Raw genomic sequence first — 23,103 nt, 5'->3', positions numbered from 1 at the left:
GAGATTTGTGCCGGTGGTCATGGCGGGAGGGAAACGCCCGGTTACTTTCCGAACCCGGAAGCTAAGCCTCCCAGCGCCGATGGTACTGCATGGGGGACCGTGTGGGAGAGTAGGACACCGCCGGACACAATTGCCCCAATAGCTCAGTCGGCAGAGCGTCTCCATGGTAAGGAGAAGGTCAACGGTTCGATTCCGTTTTGGGGCTCCAGTAACAGAGAAATCATGAAAGGGCAAGGGCCATCGGGTCCTTGCCCTTCACCTTTTGTGTCGACATTTTGTCGTGGCTCATTCGGGAATGCGCAGCGTCAGGATCGCCATGTCGTCTGAGGGAGCGTCAGCGGCGAAGCGCTCGACGGCCCGCAGTACGCGCGAGGCGACGGCGCCGGCGGTCATTCCCGTGCACGTGCTGAGGACATCGGCCAAGCCGTCGTCCCCGAGCATGCGCGTGCCCTCCCGGCGTTCCGTCACGCCGTCGGTGACGCACAGCAGAACGTCGCCGGGGCTGAGCGTCACGGTCTGTTCGAACAGCTCCAGGTCGTCGATGACGCCCAGCAGCGGCTGAGGCGTCGCGGCCGTCATGACCTGGCCGTCCGGCGCGAGGCGCAGCGGCAGGGGGTGACCGGCGCACACCATCTTCAGCAGGGCGCCGCCCTCCGGCTGCGGCCACAGCTCCCCGTACAGCAGCGTGAGGAAGCGGCCCCGCGGGCCCTCCTCGAGGATGGCCGCGTTCAGCCGCTCCAGCACCGCCGGGCCGCCGAGGCCCTCGCGTGCCAGCAACCGCAGCGCGTGGCGGGCGAGTCCGGTCACCGCCGCGGCGAGCGGACCCGTGCCGCACACGTCGCCGATGGCGAACCCGTAGGCGCCCTCGCGGATCGGGAAGACGTCGTAGAAGTCGCCGCCGACCTCGTTGCCCTCGCCCGCCGCGCGGTAGATGACCTCGACGTCCACGCCCTCGATCTCGGGCAGCTCCGGCGGCAGCAGGCTGCGCTGGAGCGACTGGCTGATGGCCGTGCGCTCGCTGTACAGGCGGGCGTTGTCCAACGCCAGCGCCGCGCGGCGGGAGAGGTCCTCGGCGAGCTCCAGGATGTCCTGGCGAAACCGTTCGTCTGTCGGCTTTCCGAGTGCCAGCAGCCCGATGACGCGGTTGCGGGCGAGCAGCGGCAGCACCACCGTCTCGCCGCCGACCGCCGCGGCCGTGTTCAGGCTCGGCTCCGGCGCACGGGGCGGCGGCACCTTGCCCAGGGCCAGGCTGCGCAGCGAGGTGCGCAGGGTGGTGTTGTGCGCGGCGTCCGCCGGGGCCGTCCAGAGGCGTACGCCGAGACCGCTGCCGGGATCGGGCGGCGGGACGCGCTCCAGGAGCTTCTTGATGCCGTCGATCTGGTCCTCGTCCTCGTGCAGCACGTACGACAGCACCGGATCCGAGCCGGCTTCCGGGATGGTGTAGACGGCGCACCAGGTGGCGAGGGTCGGCACGATCATCTGGGCCATGAGCGCCAGCGTCTGGTCGCGGTCCAGGGTGCCCGCCAGCAGCTCGGACGCCTCGACGAGGAAGGCGAGGGAGCCACGGCGCAGCCGCTCCAGCTCGGTCAGGCGCGCGGACTCCACGGCGAGCGCGATCCGGTCGGCGGCGAACTGCAGCCGCAGCGCCTCCTCGTTGCCGTACCGGCCCGGCGTCTCGGAGGCAACGCCCAGCGAGCCGGTGAGGCGGCCCTCGACCTTCAGCGGCACCGTCACCACCGCGTGCATCCCCGTGCCGGAGAGCAGGGGCACGGCGCCGGGCGCGGTGGCCAGGTCCTGGTGGACGGCCGGCATCCGCGCCGAGCCGTACCGCCCGCTGCCCGTCTCGACCGGGACGCGGGCGAAGCGCTGGCGGGCGGAGGGCAGGCCGGTGGTGGCGCGCACCTCCAGCTCCGTCTCGTCGTCGGTGGCCAGCAGCAGGAACGCCGCGTCGCCGTCGAGCATGTCGCGGGCCCGCTCGACGGTGCGCTGCAGCAGGCCGTCCAGGTCGTCCGGGGGCGGCGAGCCGATCAGCATGTCGAGGGGGTCGGCGCCGGCGCGGTCGAGCCCTTCGCCCATGGCACCGTGCAGCGGGACGCGGGTGGGGCTCTGCAGGATGGCGCGCTCCTGCTCGCGCACGATGAGGCAGACCGTCGAGGGCTCACCGCGGGCGTCGCGGACGCGCAGGTGGCAGGCGTAGACCGGGATCGTGCGGCCGTTGGCGTCGCGCAGGCCATAGCTGCCCTCCCAGCGGGAGAGGGAGAGGGCCTCGGCGATGCCGGTGCCGGTGCCGGGGGTCTGCGGCCAGGCCGCGAGGTCGGCCAGCGGTTTGCCGACAACCTGTTCGGCGGCGTATCCGAAGAGCTTGGTGGCGTCCTCGTTCCACGCGCTGACGGTGTCGGTGCGGTCGATCTGCACGACGGCGACGCGGACCCGGCTGTCGCCGAGGGGCAGCTCGTCGTCGGGCAGGACGGGGCCCGCCGAGCGGGTGCCGACGGGGAGCGACTGCTGGTCGAGCCTGAACCAGACGCACTTGTCGGTCGTGGTGTAGTCGACGCCCCAGCGGGAGGCCAGCGCGGCGCAGAGCATCAGGCCGCGCCCGCCCTCGCTGTTGAGGTCGACGTGGCCGCGGGAGACCTCGGCCAGGGGCAGTTCGCGTTCGGGGTGACGGTCGACGACCTCCACGCGGACGCCGCGGGCGTCGCGCAGGCAGCGCACCTCGGCGGCCGTGCCCGCGTGGACCACGGCGTTGGTGACGAGCTCGCTGGTGAGCACGACGGCGTCCTCGATGAGGTCGGCCATGCCCCAGCCCTGAAGCGTGTCCCGGACGAATCCGCGCGCGGTCGCGACTGAGCGCCCGACCGGTTCGAAGGTGGCCGCGGCCCGCGCGGTGATCACGTCAATCCCCCAAGAGGTTTCTCGTCACTACCCGGATGCCCGAAAGACAGCCGGTTGCCAGGTTACTGACCTCGTCTGCTCCCTCGGACGGTGCATCCGGGCTTTTCCCCCTGACCGGGAGAACAGCGGCATGCGATGCTGCCGAACTGTTATCGCCCGGTCGGGTGGGAGTGAAACACTGGAGGCGCTCGACGTGTACGGGCGGGCGAAGTGGTCGACCCTGCGGGAGGGACACAGTGGTGTCTGACACAGCGGTGGCGCGCGCCGCGGCGCGTGCGCGCACGGGGCGTACGGGCAGGTCTCGGAGCAACGGCACCGTCGAAGTGGACGCCGCTGCCCTGGAGCGGCTGCTGTCCGCTCTGGAGTCCATGCGCGACGGGAACCTCCGGAAACGTCTGACGGTCACCGGCGACGGTCCGATGGCGCAGATCGCGGCCGTGTACAACCAGGTGGCGGACCGTAACATGCACGTCACCGGGCAGCTCGCGCGCGTACGCCGCGTCGTGGGCCGTGAGGGCAAGCTAACGGAGCGTCTGGAGACCGGGGCCTGCGAGGGCGCCTGGGCCAAGGCGATCGACGACTCCAACGACCTGCTGGAGGACCTGGTACGCCCGGTGTCCGAGATGGGCCGGATGCTGGCGGCGATCGCCGAGGGCGACCTGGAGCAGCGGATGGACCTGCGGGCGCAGACCGGCAGCGTCAGCCGGCCGCTGCGCGGCGAGTTCCTGAAGGTGGGCCGCACGGTGAACGGGCTGGTCGACCAGCTGCAGGAGTTCACCGACGAGGTCACGCGCGTGGCGTACGAGGTCGGCACCGAGGGCAAGCTCGGCAGTCAGGCGCAGGTGCGCGGCACGTCGGGCTCCTGGAAGGGCCTCACCGACTCGGTGAACTCCATGGCGGCCCGGCTCGCGGCCCAGCTGCGGAACATCTCCAACGTCACGAAGGCGCTGGCCGCGGGCGACCTGTCGCAGAAGGTCACGGTGCATGTCTCCGGCGAGATGCTGGAGGTCAAGAACACCGTGAACACCATGGTCGAGCAGCTCTCCTCCTTCCAGGAGGAGGTGACGCGAGTCGCCCGTGAAGTCGGCACGGAAGGCGTGCTGGGCGGCCAGGCCCGGGTGGCCAACGTGTCCGGCGTGTGGAAGGACCTCACCGACTCGGTGAACGTGATGGCCGGGAACCTCACCAAACAGGTGCGGGAGATCTCCCAGGTGACGTCCGCCGTGGCCAGCGGTGACCTGTCGCAGACGATCAACGTGTCGGCGAGCGGCGAGGTCGCTCAGCTCGCCGAGACGATCAACGCCATGACCGGGACGCTGAACTCGTTCGCCGACGAGGTGATCCGGACCGCCAGCGAGATCGGGACCGAGGGGCGCCTCGGCGGCCAGGTGCGGGTGCCGGGCGTCGCCGGGACGTGGAAGGAGCTCACGGACTCCGTCAACACGGCGTTCCGCAACCTCACCCGCCAGGTGCGGGACATCTCGCAGGTGACGACGGCGGTGGCCAACGGCGACCTGTCGCAGAAGATCACCGTCGACGTCGCGGGCGAGATGCTCGAACTGAAGATCACCGTCAACAAGATGGTGGACCAGCTGTCGTCGTTCCAGTCGGAGGTGACCCGGGTCGCCCGGGAGATCGGCGACGAGGGCGTGCTGGGCGGCCAGGCGTCGGTGCTGGGGGTGGCCGGCGCCTGGAAGGACCTGACCGACTCCGTGAACACGGCGTTCCGCAACCTCACGGGGCAGGTGCGGGACATCTCCAACGTGACGAAGGCGGTCGCCGCGGGCGACCTGTCGCAGAAGGTCACGGTGAACGTCTCCGGCGAGATGCTGGAGCTGAAGAACGTCGTGAACCGGATGGTGGACCAGCTCTCCGCCTTCCAGGCCGAGGTCACGCGCGTCGCGACCGAGGTCGGCATCGAGGGGCGCCTCGGCGGCCAGGCGAAGGTGGATGGCATCACCGGCACCTGGAAACAGCTGACCGACTCCGTGAACGGCATGGCGCGGAACCTGACCAACCAGGTCCGCAACATCGCGGAGGTCACGACGGCGGTCGCCGACGGCGATCTGTCCAAGAAGATCACCGTGGACGCGCGCGGTGAAATTCTCGAGGTCAAGAACACCGTGAACACGATGGTGGACCAGCTGTCGTCGTTCGCCGAGCAGGTGACGCGGGTCGCGCGCGAGGTGGGGACCGAGGGCCGCCTGGGCGGCCAGGCCCAGGTCTCCGGCGTGGCCGGCGTGTGGCGCGACCTGACCGACTCCGTCAACGACATGGCGTCCAACCTCACCGATCAGGTGAGGAACATCTCACAGGTCGCCACCGCGGTGGCACGCGGCGACCTGTCGCAGAAGATCTCGGTGGACGCGCGGGGCGAGATTCTCGAGGTCAAGAACACCGTGAACACCATGGTGGACCAGCTCTCCTCCTTCGCCGAGCAGGTCACCCGGGTCGCCCAGGAGGTGGGCACCGAGGGCCGCCTGGGCGGTCAGGCGGAGGTGAAGGGCGTCTCCGGCACCTGGAAGGACCTCACCCGCTCCGTCAACGACATGGCGAACAACCTGACCTCGCAGGTGCGGAACATCGCCGACGTCACCAAGGCCGTCGCCGACGGCGACCTGTCGAAGAAGATCACCGTCGACGCCCGGGGCGAGATCCTCGACCTGGTGACCACGGTGAACACGATGGTGGACCAGCTGTCGTCGTTCGCCGACCAGGTGACCCGGGTCGCCCGCGAGGTGGGCACGGAGGGCCGCCTGGGCGGTCAGGCGGAGGTGAAGGGCGTCTCCGGCACCTGGAAGGACCTGACCGACAACGTCAACCTCATGGCGCGCAACCTCACCGACCAGGTGCGCGACATCTCCGTGGTCGCGACGGCGGTGGCCAACGGCGACCTGTCCAAGGAGGTCACCGTCAAGGCGCGGGGCGAGGTCGCGCAGCTCGCCGACACCGTCAACCGCATGGTGAGGACCCTCTCCTCCTTCGCCTCCGAGGTCACGCGCGTGGCGCGCGAGGTGGGGACCGAGGGCAAGCTCGGCGGCCAGGCCGAGGTGCCGGGCGGGTCGGGGACCTGGAAGGACCTGACGGAGTCCGTGAACTCCATGGCCTCGAACCTCACGGGCCAGGTCCGCAACATCACGATGGTCACCAAGGCCATCGCCAACGGCGATCTCACCAAGAAGATCGACATCGACGCCTGGGGCGAGATGCTCGATCTGAAGAACACCATCAACACCATGGTCGACCAGCTGTCGTCCTTCGCCGAGCAGGTCACCAAGGTGGCGCGGGAGGTGGGCACCGAGGGCCTGCTGGGCGGGCAGGCCCGCGTCCCCGGCGTCGCGGGCACCTGGAAGCAGCTGACCGACTCGGTGAACGAGATGGCGGGCAACCTCACGGCGCAGGTGCGCAACATCGCCCGCGTGGCCAACGCGGTGACCCGCGGCGACCACGGCGTCAACATCGACGCGGACGCCGCCGGCGAGATCCTGGCTCTCCAGGAGAGCCTGAACACCATGATCAGCAACCTGCGCGAGACCACCAAGGCCAACGTCGAGCAGGACTGGCTGAAGGGCAACCTCGCGCGCATCTCGGCGTTGATGCAGGGCCGCCGCGAGCTGCAGGACGTGGCGAAGCTGATCATGAGCGAGGTGGCGCCGGCGGTCGGCGCGCAGGTCGGGGCGTTCTTCCTGGCCGTGCCCACCGACAGCGACTCCAAGGTGGTCGCCGGGCCCGGCGAGAACGGCTCGTACCTGCTGCGCATGATCGGTTCCCACGGCGCGGCCAAGGGCACGCAGAACCTGACCTTCCGGCCGAGCGAGTCCCTCGTCGGCACCGCCGCCGACGAGCGGCGCACCATCACCTTCGGGCCGACCACCAAGAACTACCTGAAGATCTCCTCGGCGCTGGGCGAGTCGCCCGCCGCGTACGGGATCGTGCTGCCGGTGCTCTTCGAGGGCCGGGTGCTGGGCGTTCTGGAGCTGGGGTCGTTCCGGCCCTACACCCAGATCGAGCGCGACTTCCTCAGCCAGATGGCGGAGATGATCGCGACGAGCGTCAACACCATCAGCGTCAACACCCAGACGGAGATGCTGCTCAAGCAGTCGCGGGAGCTGGCCGACCAGCTCAAGGGCCGCTCCGACCAGCTGGAGCAGCAGCGGCGGCAGCTGCAGGACTCCAACGCGGCACTGAAGGACCAGGCGGATCTGCTGGCCGTCACCAACCGCAACATCGAGGTCAAGAGCCGCGAGATCGAGGAGGCGCGGCGGGGCCTGCAGGAGCGCGCCGAGCAGCTCATGGTCGCGATGCGCTACAAGTCGGAGTTCCTGGCGAACATGTCGCACGAGCTGCGCACCCCGCTGAACTCGCTGCTCATCCTCGCCAAGCTGCTGGCCGACAACGCCGAGGGCAACCTGTCGCCCAAGCAGGTGGAGTTCGCCGAGACGATCCACGGCGCCGGGTCAGACCTGCTGCAGCTGATCAACGACATCCTCGACCTGTCGAAGGTCGAGGCCGGGAAGATGGACGTCACGCCCAGCCGCATCGCGCTGGTGCAGCTCGTGGACTACGTGGAGGCGTCCTTCCGGCCGTTGACCGCCGAGAAGAACCTGGAGTTCGCGGTGCGCGTCTCGCCGGAGCTGCCGGCCACCCTGCACACCGACGAGCAGCGCCTGATCCAGGTGCTGCGCAACCTGCTGTCGAACGCCGCGAAGTTCACCGACTCCGGCTCGGTGGAGCTGGTGATCCGGCCCGCCGGCTCGGACGCGCCGCAGGAGATCCGGGAGCAGATGCTGGAGAACGGCTCGGTGCGCGACGCCGACGCCCCGCTGATCGCCTTCGCCGTCTCCGACACGGGCATCGGCATCGCGGCCAGCAAGATGCGCGTCATCTTCGAGGCGTTCAAACAGGCCGACGGCACCACCAGCCGCAAGTACGGCGGCACCGGCCTCGGGCTGTCGATCAGCCGGGAGATCGCGCGGCTGCTCGGCGGCGAGATCCACGCGGCCAGCGAGCCGGGCCGCGGCTCGACCTTCACCCTCTACCTGCCGCTGCAGCCGACGGAGCTGCCGCCGCCCGGCTACGGCCGGCTGACCGGCGACACTCTCGGCGCGGAGGAGACGACGGGAGAGACCCGGGACCAGGGCGAGAACGAGGGCGAGAACGAGGGGGAGCGCGGCGCCGGGACCGGGACCGGGGCCGCGGTCCCGGGCGTCGCGGACGCCCGCGAGGGCGCCGCGGGCGCGGCGGCACCGCGGGCGTCGCGGGCGCCGTCGGCGCCCTCGGCGGCGGGTGAGACCGCTGACGCCGAGCCGCCGGTGAGCCCGGGCCGCAAGGCCGCCGTGGCGGCGGAGCGGGCCGCGGAGTCGCTCACCCGGCGGCACCGCGAGCGCTCGGCCGCCGAGCACGGCCTGCGCCGCGAGGAGGCCGCCGCGTCGCCGGGGACGGCCGAGCCCCTGGCGGTGCCGGAGGCGGCCGGGCCCGGCGCGGACGGGGCGAAGGCCAGGAACGCCGGGGAGGCGAAGCGGCGGCGCAAGTACCGGGACTTCCGGGGCCGGAAGGTGCTGATCGTCGACGACGACGTCCGCAACGTCTTCGCCCTCACCAGCGTCCTCGAACAGCACGGCCTCAAGGTGCTCTACGCCGAGAACGGCAGGGAGGGCATCGAGGTGCTGGAGTCCAACGAGGACATCGTGCTGGTGCTGATGGACATCATGATGCCGGAGATGGACGGCTACGCCACGACCGCGGCGATCCGGCGGATGCCGCAGTTCTCGGGGCTGCCGATCATCGCGCTCACCGCGAAGGCGATGAAGGGCGACCGCGAGAAGAGCATCGAGTCCGGCGCCTCCGACCACGTCACCAAGCCCGTCGACACCGACCAGCTGCTGAGCGTCATGAGCCAGTGGCTGGACGGGCAGAGCAACGGCGAGGGCGCGGGGAAGGGAAGGGGCGGCGACGGGAAGCGGGGCGGCAAGTGATCCGTCCCACTGGGCGCGTTGAGCGGAACCATCCGCGGCCGCGAGGCGTTGTCGCAGTGCGTGCAGAACGGTTCGCCGTGCTTGAGCGGGCGTGGTAGGGTGACGCAGCGCGATGCGCTGATCACCAGGCGCCTTGCGGGGTCGACCGGCGGTCGACTGGACGGGATAAAAGCTGGTGGAGCGGGGGTTTGGCCGGAATGATTGCGGTGTCTCGCGAAGGAGCGAGCACCGGGCCGGGGGTCACCACACTCGAAGGGGTGACCCCGGAACGCTGGCACGGGGGTCGGCGATGATGTCAACATGTCCGGCACAGGACCGGACGGCGTGAGGGCGCCGTCCACAACGGCGGCGCCGCACCGCGCCGCAGGGGCGAGGAGGACGGGCCATGGTGCAGAAGGCCAAGATCCTCCTGGTCGATGACCGGCCCGAGAATCTCCTGGCACTTGAGGCGATTCTCTCGGCGCTCGATCAGACACTGGTCCGGGCATCGTCAGGGGAAGAGGCGCTCAAAGCGCTGCTCACGGATGACTTCGCGGTCATCCTGCTGGATGTGCAGATGCCCGGCATGGACGGGTTCGAGACCGCCGCTCACATCAAGCGGCGCGAGCGCACGCGCGACATCCCCATCATCTTCCTCACGGCCATAAACCACGGGCCGCACCACACCTTCCGCGGGTACGCGGCCGGCGCGGTGGACTACATCTCCAAGCCCTTCGACCCCTGGGTGCTGCGGGCGAAGGTGTCGGTCTTCGTCGACCTCCACAAGAAGAACGTGCAGCTGCGCGAGCAGGCGGCGTTGCTCCGCCGCGAGCTGGAGGGCGGCCAGGGCGGGCAGGGCAGCGGCGGCGGTCTGGCCGACGCCGAGTACGCGGCAGGTGGCCTGCTGCCCGAGCTGTCCGCGCGGCTGGCCGCCGTCGAGGAGCAGGCCGAGGCCCTGACCAAGGAGCTGGCCGGGTCCGGCGCGGGCCCGGCGGTCTCCACCGCCGCCCACCTGGAGCGCAAGCTCGCCGGGCTGCGGCGCGCGCTCGACGCCCTCCAGCCCGGCGCCGAGGAGGAGCCGCAGTCCGTGGACTCCCGCTGAGCCGCGGCTGATTGAACGCCCTGGCCGGGCGGGTTCGGGCGTCTCGGTCAGTGCCCCGTTTCCCCCACCCCGGTACTCTCACCCCCATGGCCTCACAAACGTCCGGCAGGGGCTCCCACAGCGCGCGCGCCGGGCGCGGCGGCGGGGGAGCCGGGAAGACGGCCGCGAAGAAGCCCGCGGCCAAGAAGCCCGCGGCCAAGAAGAGCACTGCCAAGAAGCCGGCGGCGAAGCCCCCTTCGCCGTCCTCGCCCGTGCTGCGCATCACCTTCCAGATCGCCCGCGGGCTGTGGATGGGCATCGCGTGGCCCGTGGGAGCCCTGCTGCGCGGCATAGGGCGGGGCGCCAAGGGCCTGGACCCGGCCCACCGCAAGGACGGCCTGGCGCTGCTGCTGCTCGGCGTCGCCCTCGTCACCGCCGTCGGCACCTGGTCGGACCTGCAGGGCCCCGTGGGCGAGGCGGTCACCCACGTCATCACCGGCGCGATGGGCCGCCTCGACCTGCTGTTCCCGCTCATCATCGGCGTCATCGCCGTCCGCCTCTTCCGGCATCCGGACAAGCTGGAGGCCAACGGACGGGTCGTCATCGGACTGACCGCCCTGCTGGCCGGCGTGCTGGGCCTGGTGCACATCGCCACCGGCTCCCCCGGCCGGGACGAGGGCGCCCAGGAACTGCGCGACACCGGCGGGCAGATCGGCTGGGCCATGTCACACCCCCTCGGCCAGGCGGTCGGCGAGCCGCTGGCGGTGGCGCTGCTGTCGCTGCTGACCGTCTTCGGGCTGCTGGTCGTCACGGCCACGCCCGTCAACGCCGTGCCCCGCCGGCTGCGCCAGGGCGCGGCCCGGCTCGGGCTGGTCCCGGAGACGCGCGGGGAGCGAGCGGGCCGCGGCGGCCGGGGCCGGGGCCGCCGGGCGGGCCGCGAGGCCGACGCCGACGGCGAGGACCCGGACGACGGGATGGTGGCCGAGTGGCGGCCCCACCCGGAGGGGGATCCGCTGCGGGCCGAGCAGCAGGCCCTGGAACGCCGCCGCCCGCCGGGCCGCCGCGCCTCGCGGCGTTCGTCCGCCAGGGGCGGGGACCCGGTCGAGGTGGCCAGCGAGGCCGCTGCGGCGCTCGACGGCGCCGTGGTGCACGGCGTTCAGCCCTCACCGCTGGTGGCCGACCTGAGCAGCCAGGTCACCACGGGCAGGGGCAGGCGCGGCAAGGCGGGCAAGGCAGGCAGGACGGGGGAGACGGCGGGCAGCGGCGGCGGGCGCGGCCGGCCCGCCACGGAGGCGGAGCGGGCCGAGGCCGCCACCCCCGCCGAGGCCGTCGAGCCCCCGCGCCCGGCCGCCGACGGCGGCGTCGTGCCGGACCTGACCAAGAACGTCCCGCCACCCGCCGAGGAGTTGCCGCAGCGCGCCGAGCAGCTCCAGCTCTCCGGGGACATCACCTACGCCCTGCCCTCCCTGGAGCTGCTGCGCCGCGGCGGCCCCGGCCGCAGCCGCAGCGCCGCCAACGACGCCGTCGTCGCCTCCCTCACCAACGTCTTCACGGAGTTCCGCGTCGACGCGCGGGTCACCGGCTTCACGCGCGGCCCGACCGTCACCCGCTACGAGGTGGAGCTCGGCCCGGCGGTCAAGGTCGAGAAGATCACCGCGCTCACCAAGAACATCGCCTACGCGGTGGCCAGCCCGGACGTGCGGATCATCAGCCCCATCCCCGGCAAGTCCGCGGTCGGCATCGAGATCCCCAACAGCGACCGCGAGATGGTCAACCTCGGGGACGTGCTGCGCACCGCCGAGGCGATGGGCGAGGACCAGCCGCTGAGCGTCGGCCTCGGCAAGGACGTCGAGGGCGGCTATGTGATGGCCAACCTCGCGCGCATGCCGCACCTGCTGGTCGCCGGCGCCACCGGATCCGGCAAGTCATCCTGCATCAACTGCCTGATCACCTCCGTGATGACGCGCGCCACCCCCGAGGACGTGCGGCTGGTGCTCGTCGACCCCAAGCGGGTCGAGCTGACGGCGTACGAGGGCATCCCGCACCTGATCACCCCGATCATCACCAACCCCAAGAAGGCCGCCGAGGCCCTGCAGTGGGTGGTGCGCGAGATGGACCTGCGCTACGACGACCTCGCGGCGTACGGGTACCGGCACATCGACGACTTCAACGCCGCGGTTCGCGCGGGCAAGGTCACCGCGCCCGAGGGCAGCGAGCGCGACCTGGTGCCCTACCCCTACCTGCTGGTGATCGTGGACGAGCTGGCCGACCTGATGATGGTGGCCCCGCGCGACGTCGAGGACGCCATCGTGCGCATCACGCAGCTCGCGCGCGCCGCCGGCATCCACCTGGTGCTGGCCACCCAGCGGCCCAGCGTCGACGTGGTCACCGGCCTGATCAAGGCCAACGTGCCCTCGCGGCTCGCCTTCGCCACCTCCTCGCTCGCCGACAGCCGCGTCATCCTCGACCAGCAGGGCGCCGAGAAGCTGATCGGCAAGGGCGACGCTCTCTTCCTGCCCATGGGGGCGAACAAGCCGGTGCGGATGCAGGGCGCCTTCGTCACCGAGGAGGAGGTCGCGGCCGTCGTCGCGCACTGCAAGGACCAGATGACCCCGGTCTTCCGGGACGACGTCACCGTCGGCTCGCAGAAGAAGAAGGAGATCGACGAGGAGATCGGCGACGACCTCGACCTGCTGTGCCAGGCGGCCGAGCTGGTGGTCTCCACGCAGTTCGGGTCCACCTCCATGCTGCAGCGCAAGCTGCGGGTCGGCTTCGCCAAGGCGGGCCGGCTGATGGACCTGATGGAGTCGCGGGGCGTGGTCGGGCCGAGCGAGGGATCCAAGGCCCGCGACGTGCTGGTCAAGCCGGAGGAACTCGACGGAGTGCTCGCCCTCATCCGTGGGGAGACTCACCCATAAGGGCGCATCGCGTGTGCCGCCAGTGAACGGTGGGACGGGCCGCCATCAGGAAGGGCCGCGGGGAAGTATGGCCATCCGCTTGGCGGACAAAGTTCCACGGCCCGCTTGCTCCCTCCTTTCACGACCCCCCTAGACTTGAGTACGCAGCACGTGGCTTCACGCTCGAAAGGCGCCCCCGTGTCCCATGGCAACTCCTCCGCCAAGGACCGGCCTTCCGTCGGTCGAACCCTTCAGCAGGCGCGTATCGATGCGAAACTGACCGTGGACGAGGTCAGTTCGTCCACGCGCGTGCGCATCCCGATCGTCCACGCCATCGAACAGGACGACTTCTCCCGCTGCGGCGGCGAGGTCTACGCCCGGGGCCATATCCGCACCCTGGCCAGGGCCGTCGGCCTCGACCCGGCCGAGGTCATCGAGCTGTACAACGCCCAGCAGGGCGTCACCGCCCCGCAGCCCGTGCCGACCGGGCCGATCTTCGAGGCCGAGCGGATCCGGCCCGAGCCGCGCCGCCCCAACTGGACGGCCGCCATGGTCGCCGCCATCGTCGCGGTGATCGGCTTCGTCGGCTTCACCTTCTTCAGCAGCGGCGGCGAGGAGGATCCGGGCGCCGTTGCCGAGGGCACCGAGACCCCCGGCGAGCCCACCGGCACCGAGCAGCAGAGCGGCAACGAGGACCGGCCCGAGCCGGTGAACCCGACGCAGCCGGAGCCCGACCCCTCCGAGAGCGCGGTGGCCGGCGTGCCCGCCGACAAGGTCACGGTCAAGGTGACGGTGTCGGGCAGCAGCTGCTGGCTCTCCGCCCACGACGCCAGCGGGCAGCTGCTGTACGAGGGCGTGCTGGAGGACGGCGAGTCCGAGACCTTCACCGACGACGAGCAGATCGACCTCGTGCTGGGCAACGCCGGGGCCGTGCAGCTGCACGTCAACGGCCGGGAGATCGACGACGTCGGCGAGATGGGGCAGGTGCAGCGCCTGAGCTACACGCCGGGCGACCCCGAGGAAGGCTGATCCTCGCCCCTCGGCCGTGCCGGGCAGGGGCCCGGGACGAAGTAGGCTGAGATCATGTCCGAACGCCGCACCGTCGCCCTGGTCACCCTTGGTTGCGCCCGTAATGAGGTGGATTCCGAGGAGCTGGCGGGCCGACTGGCGGCGGACGGCTGGGAGTTGGTGGACGACGCCGCCGAGGCCGAGGTCGCCGTCGTCAACACCTGCGGCTTCGTCGAGGCCGCCAAGAAGGACTCGGTCGACGCGCTGCTGGAGGCCAGCGAGCTGAAGGCGTCGCACGGCGGCGACGGCGCGGGCCGCACCCGGGCCGTCGTCGCCGTGGGATGCATGGCCGAGCGGTACGGCAAGGAACTGGCCGAGGCGTTGCCCGAGGCCGACGCCGTGCTCGGCTTCGACGACTACGCGGACATCTCCACCCGGCTGCGGACCATACTCGGCGGCGGGGTGCACGCGCCCCACCTGCCGCGCGACCGGCGTTCGCTGCTGCCCATCAGCCCGGTGGAGCGGCCCGCCGCCCTCGCCGGGGAGAACGCCGTGGCGGTGCCGGGGCACGCCGCGCCGGCCGAGCCGCCGCCGGACCTGCCCGAAGGCGTCGCCCCGGCGTCCGGGCCGAGGGCGCCGCTGCGCCGCCGCCTGGGCGGCGGCCCGGTGGCCTCCGTCAAGATCGCCTCCGGCTGTGACCGGCGGTGCTCCTTCTGCGCCATTCCGTCCTTCCGCGGCTCGTTCGTCTCCCGCCGCCCCGCCGAGGTGCTGGCGGAGGCGCGCTGGCTGGCCGGGCAGGGCGTCACCGAGATCATGCTGGTCTCCGAGAACAACACCTCCTACGGCAAGGACCTCGGCGACATCCGGCTGCTGGAGACGCTGCTGCCCGAGCTTTCCGGGGTGGCGGGGCTGGAGCGGATCCGCGTCAGCTACCTGCAGCCCGCCGAGATGCGGCCGGGGCTCATCGACGTCCTCACCGGCACCGACAAGGTCGCTCCCTACTTCGACCTGTCCTTCCAGCACGCCGCCCCCGGCGTGCTGCGCGCCATGCGGCGTTTCGGGGACACCGAGAGCTTCCTGGAGCTGATCGCGGCCATCCGGGCCAGAGCCCCGCGGGCCGGCATCCGGTCGAACTTCATCGTCGGCTTCCCCGGCGAGAGCGAGGCGCAGCTGGCCGAGCTGGAGCGGTTCCTCACCGAGGCCCGGCTCGACGCGATCGGCGTCTTCGGGTATTCCGACGAGGACGGCACCGAGGCCGCGGCGTACGAGGGCAGGCACGCGCCCGAGGTCGTCGCCGAGCGGCTGGCGCGCGTCACCGAACTCGCCGAGGAGCTGATGGCCCAGCGCGCCGAGGAGCGGATCGGGGAGCGGGCCGGCGTTCTCGTCGAGGCGCTGGGCGACCCGGAGGGGGACGGCGAGGACGCGCTGGACACCGGCGGGGAGGGCGTGATCGCCGTCGGGCGCGGTGCGCACCAGGCGCCGGAGACCGACGGGCAGATCCTGCTGACCGGCCCGCTCGGCGACGCGCCGCGCGTCGGGCAGGTCGTCGAGGCCGAGATCGTCGCCGCCCGGGGGGTGGACCTCGTCGCCCGGCGTGTCCGCGCCGGGACGGGGAGATGACCGACGTGCCGGCGGCGGCCGCGGGGGACGGACAACGGTCCGGCCCGCGACCGGTGGCCACCGAGCCCGGCCTGTGGAACATCGCCAACATCCTCACGATGGTGCGGCTGCTGCTGGTGCCGGGCTTCGTGCTGCTGATGTTCGCGGGAGGCGGGCACGACGCCGGGTGGCGTTCCCTGGCCTGGGCCGCCTTCACGATCGCCATGATCACCGACCTGCTCGACGGGGAACTGGCGAGGCGCCGCAATCTCGTCACCGACTTCGGCAAGATCGCCGACCCCATCGCGGACAAGGCGATCATGGGGGCGGCGCTGGTGTGCCTGTCGGCGCTGGACGACCTGCCCTGGTGGGTGACGGTGACGATTCTCACGCGGGAGTTCGGCATCACGCTGCTGCGCTTCTGGGTGATCCGGCACGGCGTGATCCCCGCGAGCAAGGGCGGAAAGCTCAAGACGCTCGCCCAGGGCATCGGCGTCGGGATGTACATCCTGGCGCTCACCGGCGTGCTCGCCACGCTGCGCTGGTGGGTGATGGCGGCGGCGGTCGCGCTCACCGTGGGCACCGGACTGGACTACGTGGGGCGGGCGATCAGCACGCGGCGTGCCGGTCTCGCGCGGGGGCGGGCGGATGGGCGCTGAGGAGAACGCGCCGGAGGAGCCGGCGGCCGAGGAGCTGGCGGCCGAGGTGCTGGAGCTGCTGGTCCGGCGCGGCCAGACGCTCGCCGTCGCCGAGTCGCTGACCGGCGGCCTGGTCGCGGCCGCCCTCACCGGCGTGCCGGGCGCCTCCCGGGTCTTCCGCGGCTCGGTCACGGCGTACGCGACCGAGGTGAAACGCCGGGTGCTCGGCGTGGACGGCGCGCTGCTCGCCGAGCGCGGGGCCGTCGACGCGGAGGTCGCCCGGCAGCTCGCGCGGGGGGTGCGGGAGCGGCTGGGCGCGGACTGGGGAGCGGCGACCACGGGGGTGGCCGGGCCCGACCCTCAGGACGGCCAGTGGCCGGGCACCGTCCACGTTGCGGTTTCGGCTCCCGGAACCGGGGGAGTCGTGGCTCAACGGCTCCATCTCTCCGGAGACCGGGCCAGGGTCCGGGCCGGCAGCGTGCGCGCGGTGCTGGCTCTGCTACGCAACGAGCTGATCTTCACTGCCGCCGGGGCGGGGCAGGATACGGAACAGAACGGAGACGATGGATGTTTGCAGCCCTGAGTGAACAAGACATCGCTCCCCGGCCGGTTGGAGTCCGAGGCGGTACGGTGGGGCATGAAGCAAGCGAGGCCAACGGTCCGAGGAGGGAGCCACCGATGATCCTGCTCCGTCGCCTGCTGGGTGACGTGCTGCGTCGGCAGCGCCAACGTCAGGGCCGCACCCTGCGTGAAGTGTCCTCCTCGGCGCGGGTCTCCCTGGGGTACCTCTCCGAGGTGGAACGCGGGCAGAAGGAAGCTTCCTCCGAACTGCTGTCCGCCATCTGCGACGCGCTCGAACTGCGGATGTCCGAGCTGCTGCGCGAGGTCAGCGACGAGCTGGCGCTCGCGGAGCTGGCGCAGTCCGCGAGCGACACCGTGCCGTCCCTGGGCGTGCCGCCCGGTCGTGGGCTGGAGCGCCCCATGGAGCGCAGCCCGATGCTCAACCCGGTTCGCGTGACATCCGTCACGCACCGCCCGGACGACCACGTCACCATCAAGGCGCCGAGCGAGGCCGTCGACGTCGTCGCCGCCTGACGACCGCCTGATGACCGCCTGACAGTCCCGGCGCCCCGCCGATCTTCCCCGGGCACCCCCATCGCTCCACCACTGCTCCACTCGAGGTGGAGGACCGCCCGCCTCATGAGCCTCCTCGGGCCGGCGCGGCATCCGATGCGCCACTGTGCGGCTGCCGCCGTACGCCCGGCGCCAAGGGCGCGCCAAGGGCTCAGTGCCGCAGCCGCAGCCCGCGCGGGGTCGCGTGGAAGCCCGCTTCCTCCAGCAGCCTGGCCCAGAAGGGGTCGGCCAGCACCGGCACACCATTGACCCGCTCCACCGTGAGCGTGCCCACCGCGCCCTGCCGCACCGCCTGCGCCAGGGACTCGGCGGCCCGCCGCAGCGGCTCCTGGGCCGCCTCCGGATCGCCCTCGGCGGGCCAGGCCAGCAGCGTCCTGCCGCCGCGCTCCACGTACAGCGTCAGCTCGCCGCCGATCAGCACCACCAGCGCACCCGCCTTGCGGCCCGGCTTGTGCCCCGCCGCCTGCGGCGCGTCCGGCCAGGGCAGGGCCGCCCCGTAGGCGTTGGCCGGGTCGGCCGCGGCGAGCACCACCGCCCGCCGCTCCGGCTCCCCGCCGGAGCGCTCAGCCGCCGTGGCGATCGCCCGCAGCCGGTCCACCGCCCCGTCCATCGCGAACTGCGCCGCACCCAGCCCCTCCACCACGTACCCACGGCGGGCCTGGCCGCTCTCCTCGAAGGCCGAGAGCACCCGGTACGCGGCGGCGAAGCCGCCCTCCACGCCCTCGGCGGCGACCGCGCCCCGCGTGACCACCCCGTGCCGGTCCAGCAGCGTACGGGCCAGCGCGTGGGCGCGCAGCGTCCTGTCGGTCTCGCGCTCGGGCAGCAGCGACCACCGGCCCGCGACGGTGGGCGGCCCGGTGCGGGAGGCCGGGGCCCGGGCGGGCCGCCCGCCGACGGCCGCCGTCAGCCCCCCGTACCTGCCCCGCGGCGTCGGGCGGCGGGCCCGGTGCGCGACCGACCCCGCGGTGCGCCCGGCTCCCAGCAGGGAACGCAGCGGGCCGAGCGTGTCATTGGTCAGCCGCCCGGACCAGGCCAGCTCCCAGATCACCTCGGCGAGCCGGGCGTCGGGCAGCTCGTGGCCCGCCGCCCCGACCTGCTCGGCGATCTGCCGGAAGAACAGCCCGTACCCGCCGGCCAGGGACTCGAGCACGGCCCGGTGGACCGGCGACAGCTCCAGCGGCCGGGGCGGCGGCAGCAGCAGCGGGGCCGCGTCCGCCGGATACAGCGCGATCCAGCCGTCCGTCCCGGGCAGCGCCCCCGCGCCCGCCCAGACCACCTCGCCGGAGGCCGTCAGCTCGTCCAGCAGCGGCGAGGCATACCCCTGGACCCGGGAGGGCAGCACCAGCCGCTCCAGCGCCGAGGCCGGGACGGGGGCACCCTGCAGCTGCTCCACCGCCCGCAGCAGGCCGTCGATGCCGCGCAGCCCGCCCCGCGGCGGCAGGCTCCCGGCCTGCTGCCACCGCGGCAGGAACGCGGCCAGGGTGGCCGGCGGCACCGGCTCCAGCTCCTGGCGCAGCGCGGCGAGGGAGCGTCGCCTGAGGCGCCGCAGCACCGTCGGGTCGCACCACTCGTGGCCGACCCCGCCCGGCGTGAACTCGCCCTGCACCAGGCGGCCGTCGGCGGCCAGCCGGTGCAGCACGCCGTCCGCCACGGCCGTGCCGAGGCCGAAGCGCGCGGCGGCGGACTCCGAGCTGAACGGGCCGTGGGTGCGGGCGTACCGCGCCAGCAGATCGCCCAGCGGGTCCCGCACGGGCTCGGTGAACGCCTCCGGCACCCCCACGGGCAGCGCCGCGCCCAGCGCGTCCCGCAGCCGGCCCGCGTCCTCGATCGCGGCCCAGTGCTCCTCGCCCGCTATGCGGACCCGGATCGCGCGGCGTGCCGCCGCCAGCTCCCCGGCCCACTCCGGGCGGGCGCCGCGCTCGGCCAGCTCCGCGTCGGTGAGCGGCCCCAGGACCCGCAGCAGGTCGGCGACCCCCTCGGCGTCCCGCAGCCGCCGGTCCTCGCTCAGCCAGCCCAGCTCGCGCTCCAGCTCCGCCAGCACCCCGGCGTCCAGCAGCTCCCGCAGCTCGGCCCGGCCCAGCAGCTCCGCCAGCAGCCGGGAGTCCAGCGACAGCGCGGCGGCACGGCGCTCGGCCAGCGGCGAGTCGCCCTCGTACAGGTACTGCGCGACATAGCCGAAGAGCAGGGAGCGGGCGAAGGGCGAGGGCTCCCGCGTGGTCACCTCCACCAGCCGGACCCTGCGGGCCTCGATGTCCCCCATCAGCTCCGTCAGGCCCGGCACGTCGAAGACGTCCTGCAGGCACTCGCGGACCGCCTCCAGGACGATCGGGAACGAGCCGAACTCGCTGGCCACCGAGAGCAGCTGCGCCGCGCGCTGCCGCTGCTGCCACAGCGGCGTACGGCTGCCCGGCCTGCGACGCGGCAGCAGCAGGGCCCGCGCCGCGCACTCGCGGAACCGCGAGGCGAACAGCGCCGAGCCGCCCACCTGGTCGGTGACGAGCTGCTCCACCTCGCCCTGGTCGATGACGACGTCGGCGGCGCCCATCGGCGGCGGGCCGTCGTCGAACGCCGCGCCCAGCGGCGCGAGCGCCTGCCCGCCCGCGTCCCCGCCCAGGTCCTCCCCGCCCAGCAGGTCGGTGTCGGGCAGCCGCAGCACGATGCCGTCGTCGGCGTGCAGCACCTGCGCGTCCAGCCCGAACCGCTCCGTCAGCCGGGCGCCGAGCGCCAGCGCCCACGGCGCGTGCACCTGGGCGCCGAAGGGCGAGTGCACCACCACCCGCCAGTCGCCCAGCTCGTCCCGGAAGCGCTCCACCACGATCGTCCGGTCGTCGGGGATGTGGCCGCAGGCCTCCCGCTGCTCCTCCAGGTACGCCAGCACGTTGTCCACCGCCCAGGCGTCCAGGCCCGCCGCCGCGAGCCGCTCCCGCGCGGCCTCGGGCTCCAGCCGCCCCGTCTCCCGCAGGAACGCCCCCAGCGCCCGGCCCAGCTCCAGCGGGCGGCCGAGCTGGTCGCCCTTCCAGAACGGCAGCCGGGCCGGCACACCCGGCGCGGGCGAGACCAGCACCCGGTCGCGGGTGATGTCCTCGATGCGCCAGGAGGTCGTGCCGAGCGTGAAGACATCGCCGACCCGCGACTCGTACACCATCTCCTCGTCCAGCTCCCCGACCCGGCCCCCGCCCTTCTTCGGGTCGGCCCCGGCCAGGAAGACGCCGAACAGGCCGCGGTCGGGGATGGTGCCGCCCGAGGTGACGGCCAGCCGCTGCGCCCCCGGCCGCCCCCGCACCGTGTGGGCCACCCGGTCCCACACCAGGCGCGGACGCAACTCCGCGAACGCGTCGGAGGGATAGCGCCCGGCCAGCATGTCCAGCACCGCGTGGAACGCCGACTCCGGCAGCGCGGCGAACGGCGCCGCCCGGCGCACCAGCGTCAGCACCTCGTCGACGTCCCAGGTGTCCATCGCCGCCATCGCGACCAGCTGCTGCGCCAGCACGTCCAGCGGGTTGGCCGGGACGCGCAGCGACTCGATCGCCCCTGACCGCATCCGCTCCGTGACGACGGCCGACTGCACCAGGTCGCCCCGGTACTTGGGGAAGACCACCCCGGCCGACACCGCGCCCACCTGGTGGCCCGCGCGGCCCACCCGCTGCAGCCCGGAGGCGACCGAGGGCGGCGACTCGACCTGGACGACCAGGTCCACCGCGCCCATGTCGATGCCCAGCTCCAGGCTGGAGGTGGCCACCACGGCGGGCAGCCGCCCGGCCTTCAGGTCCTCCTCGATCAGCGCCCGCTGCTCCTTGGAGACCGAGCCGTGGTGCGCCCGCGCCAGCACCGGCGGCGCCCCCTTCCCCGCGCCCGAGCCGCCCATCAGCTCCGCCGCGTCGTGCCCCTCGGGGAGGGACTCGCCGGCGGCCCGCTCGTACGCGATCTCGTTCATCCGGTTGCACAGGCGCTCGGCCAGGCGGCGGGAGTTGGCGAAGACGATCGTGGAGCGGTGCGCCTGGACCAGGTCGACGATCCGCTCCTCCACCGAGGGCCAGATCGACGGCCGCTCGCCCCCCGCGCCGGGCGCGTCGGGCACGCCCGGCGTTCCCGGGATGTCCGGCACCCGAGAGCCGCCCAGCTCGCCCATGTCCTGCACCGGCACCACCACCTCGAGGCGGAACTCCTTCGCCGAGGGCGGCTGCACGATCTTCGCCTTGCGCTGCGGCGAGAGGAACCGCGCCACCTCGTCGACCGGGCGCACCGTCGCCGACAGCCCGATGCGCCGGGCGGGGCGCTCCAGCAGCGCGTCCAGCCGCTCCAGGGAGACCGCCAGGTGCGCGCCGCGCTTGGTGCCCGCCACCGCGTGCACCTCGTCGAGGATGACCGTCTCCACGCCCGACAGCGCGTCCCGGGCCGCCGAGGTCAGCATCAGGAAGAGCGACTCGGGCGTGGTGATGAGGATGTCCGGCGGCCGGGTGGCGAGCGAGCGGCGCTCGGTGGCGGGCGTGTCGCCGGTGCGGATGCCGACCCTCACCTCGGGCTCCGGCAGCCCCAGCCGCACCGACTCCTGCCGGATGCCGGTCAGGGGGCTGCGCAGGTTCCGCTCGACGTCGACCGCCAGGGCCTTCAGCGGCGAGACGTACAGCACGCGGCAGCGGCGTCTGGGCTCGGCGGGCGGCGGCTCGGCGGCCAGCCGGTCGAGGGAGGCGAGGAAGGCGGCGAGGGTCTTGCCGGAGCCGGTGGGCGCCACCACCAGCACGTCGGACTCCTCGGCGATCGCCCGCCACGCCCCGTGCTGAGCCGACGTGGGCTCGCGGAAGGCCCGCGAGAACCACGCGCGGGTGGCGGGGGAGAACGCGCCGAGAGCGTCGTCGGGGGCCTGGTCTGGAGCCATGCGCCCATGGTGCACCCTGCCACTGACACCCGGCCCGGGGGCGGCCGACGCCCGGGTCCCGGCCGCCTCAGACCCGGCCGTACGCGCGCAGCGTGCGCAGCGCCTCGACGGTGGCGATGGCGCGCCACACGGCGGCGCTGCCGGGCGGCCAGGAGCGGCGGCGTACGGGCCAGCCGCCGTCGTCCTGCTGCTGGGCGGCGAGCATGTCGAGGCTGCGTTCCAGCTCCGCGTCGGAGAACCAGCGCCGGGCGAGCGAGTCCGGGACGCGCGCGAAGTCGCAGGCGAGGTGGTAGCCGCGCCGGTCCGGGCCGGTGACCGCCAGACGCCTGCGGCGCACCAGCCTGCCGAGCCGGTCGGCCGCCGCCTCGGCGCGCGGGCGGTCGGGGACGCCGTCGAGGAAGGCGAGCGCGGCGCCCACCCGGTTGGGGTCGCGCTCGGCGCGCTCGACGGCCGCCCAGCAGTAGTCGGTGGCGCGGAACAGCCACGCGTCCCACACCCCGTTGCGGTGCAGCAGGCCGACGACGGGACCGGTGGTGATCAGATCGCTGGGCGCCGCCTCGCCGGCCTCCCGGCTGCCCTGCCGTCCCTGGCCCTCCGCGGGCCGCTCCACCGGGCGTTCACCCGGGCGTTCCGCCGGGGGCGCCAGCCAGGGCGCGACGGGGTGGTCCTGCCCGGCGGCGTGGAGGGCGGGCAGGGCGCCGTCGTGGTTGGAAACGCCGGTCAGGTAGCGGCAGATCCGCTCCGCCCGGCGCCCGTTGCAGCGGCCGATCTCGTCGAGCGTGCGCAGCGCGGCCACGGCGTGGAGCGGCTGGCTGGCCGGGCCCCGCAGGCCCGGGTCGAGGGCGTGGCCGTAGCCGTGGTCGGGGTTGCGGTAGGCGCCGAGCGCGGCCTCGACGGCGTCGGGTGAGCCGTCGAGGAAGTGACAGGCGAACCGCCGCTGTTCCAGCACGCGGGCGGTCAGCCACAGGAAGTGCTCGGCGCGGGCGAGCCGGGAGGATCCGCTGGCAGACATCACAGCGAC

General features: G+C 73.1%; 11 protein-coding genes, 1 tRNA gene and 1 rRNA gene. 10 read left to right on the top strand and 3 right to left on the bottom strand.

Features of this window, described 5'->3' with window-relative positions; translation table 11 throughout:
* The first annotated feature begins 9 nt into the window (after positions 1–9).
* Positions 10–126 (top strand): 5S ribosomal RNA (rrf, locus tag ACTWQH_RS26765).
* Positions 127–132: 6 nt separating this feature from the next.
* A tRNA-Thr gene (locus tag ACTWQH_RS26760) sits at positions 133–208 on the top strand.
* Between the two features lie 77 nt (positions 209–285).
* Here the strand turns inward: ACTWQH_RS26760 and ACTWQH_RS26755 are convergent.
* On the bottom strand, positions 286–2,895 hold the full coding sequence (locus ACTWQH_RS26755; protein ID WP_443289319.1) for a SpoIIE family protein phosphatase: 2,610 nt from the start codon (positions 2,893–2,895) through the stop codon (positions 286–288).
* Between the two features lie 368 nt (positions 2,896–3,263).
* Between ACTWQH_RS26755 and ACTWQH_RS26750 the strand changes: the two genes are divergently transcribed.
* From ACTWQH_RS26750 to ACTWQH_RS26715, 8 genes are all read left to right on the top strand, one after another.
* Positions 3,264–8,870 (top strand): HAMP domain-containing protein, encoded by a 5,607-nt coding sequence (locus ACTWQH_RS26750; protein WP_443289323.1) that lies wholly within the window; start codon positions 3,264–3,266, stop codon positions 8,868–8,870.
* A gap of 385 nt (positions 8,871–9,255) precedes the next feature.
* Positions 9,256–9,951, top strand: a complete 696-nt coding sequence (locus ACTWQH_RS26745; protein ID WP_443289318.1) for a response regulator — start codon at positions 9,256–9,258, stop codon at positions 9,949–9,951.
* Between the two features lie 86 nt (positions 9,952–10,037).
* A complete protein-coding gene (locus ACTWQH_RS26740) occupies positions 10,038–12,848 on the top strand; it encodes a DNA translocase FtsK (protein ID WP_443289317.1) in 2,811 nt (936 codons plus the stop codon).
* Between the two features lie 177 nt (positions 12,849–13,025).
* Positions 13,026–13,856 carry a helix-turn-helix domain-containing protein gene (locus ACTWQH_RS26735; protein WP_443289316.1) on the top strand — a complete coding sequence of 277 codons (831 nt, stop codon included), beginning with the start codon at positions 13,026–13,028 and terminating at the stop codon, positions 13,854–13,856.
* Positions 13,857–13,910: 54 nt separating this feature from the next.
* Positions 13,911–15,455, top strand: coding sequence for a MiaB/RimO family radical SAM methylthiotransferase (locus ACTWQH_RS26730; RefSeq protein WP_443289315.1), 1,545 nt, complete (start codon positions 13,911–13,913; stop codon positions 15,453–15,455).
* Entirely contained in the window at positions 15,452–16,093 is a 642-nt protein-coding gene (gene pgsA / locus ACTWQH_RS26725; protein ID WP_443289314.1) for a CDP-diacylglycerol--glycerol-3-phosphate 3-phosphatidyltransferase, read from the top strand. Before ACTWQH_RS26730 ends, pgsA begins: the two co-directional genes overlap by 4 nt.
* Positions 16,083–16,655, top strand: a complete 573-nt coding sequence (locus tag ACTWQH_RS26720) for a CinA family protein (protein WP_443289313.1) — start codon at positions 16,083–16,085, stop codon at positions 16,653–16,655. Before pgsA ends, ACTWQH_RS26720 begins: the two co-directional genes overlap by 11 nt.
* A 95-nt stretch (positions 16,656–16,750) precedes the next feature.
* Positions 16,751–17,167, top strand: a complete 417-nt coding sequence (locus ACTWQH_RS26715) for a helix-turn-helix domain-containing protein (protein ID WP_443289312.1) — start codon at positions 16,751–16,753, stop codon at positions 17,165–17,167.
* Positions 17,168–17,357: 190 nt separating this feature from the next.
* Here ACTWQH_RS26715 and ACTWQH_RS26710 read toward each other — a convergent pair whose 3' ends face one another.
* Together ACTWQH_RS26710 and ACTWQH_RS26705 are read right to left on the bottom strand one after the other, a co-directional pair.
* Positions 17,358–22,082, bottom strand: coding sequence for an Lhr family helicase (locus tag ACTWQH_RS26710; protein ID WP_443289311.1), 4,725 nt, complete (start codon positions 22,080–22,082; stop codon positions 17,358–17,360).
* A 67-nt stretch (positions 22,083–22,149) separates the two neighbouring features.
* Positions 22,150–23,094: a hypothetical protein gene (locus ACTWQH_RS26705; protein WP_443289310.1), complete on the bottom strand. Its 945-nt coding sequence runs from the start codon at positions 23,092–23,094 to the stop codon at positions 22,150–22,152.
* Positions 23,095–23,103: the final 9 nt, after the last annotated feature.

Origin of the sequence: Streptomyces sp. 6N223 (genome assembly GCF_052246635.1) — a bacterium.
Taxonomy (GTDB): domain Bacteria; phylum Actinomycetota; class Actinomycetes; order Streptomycetales; family Streptomycetaceae; genus Streptomyces.
Note: the sequence above shows the minus strand (reverse complement) of the source record. Positions and strands in the feature narration are given on the sequence as shown.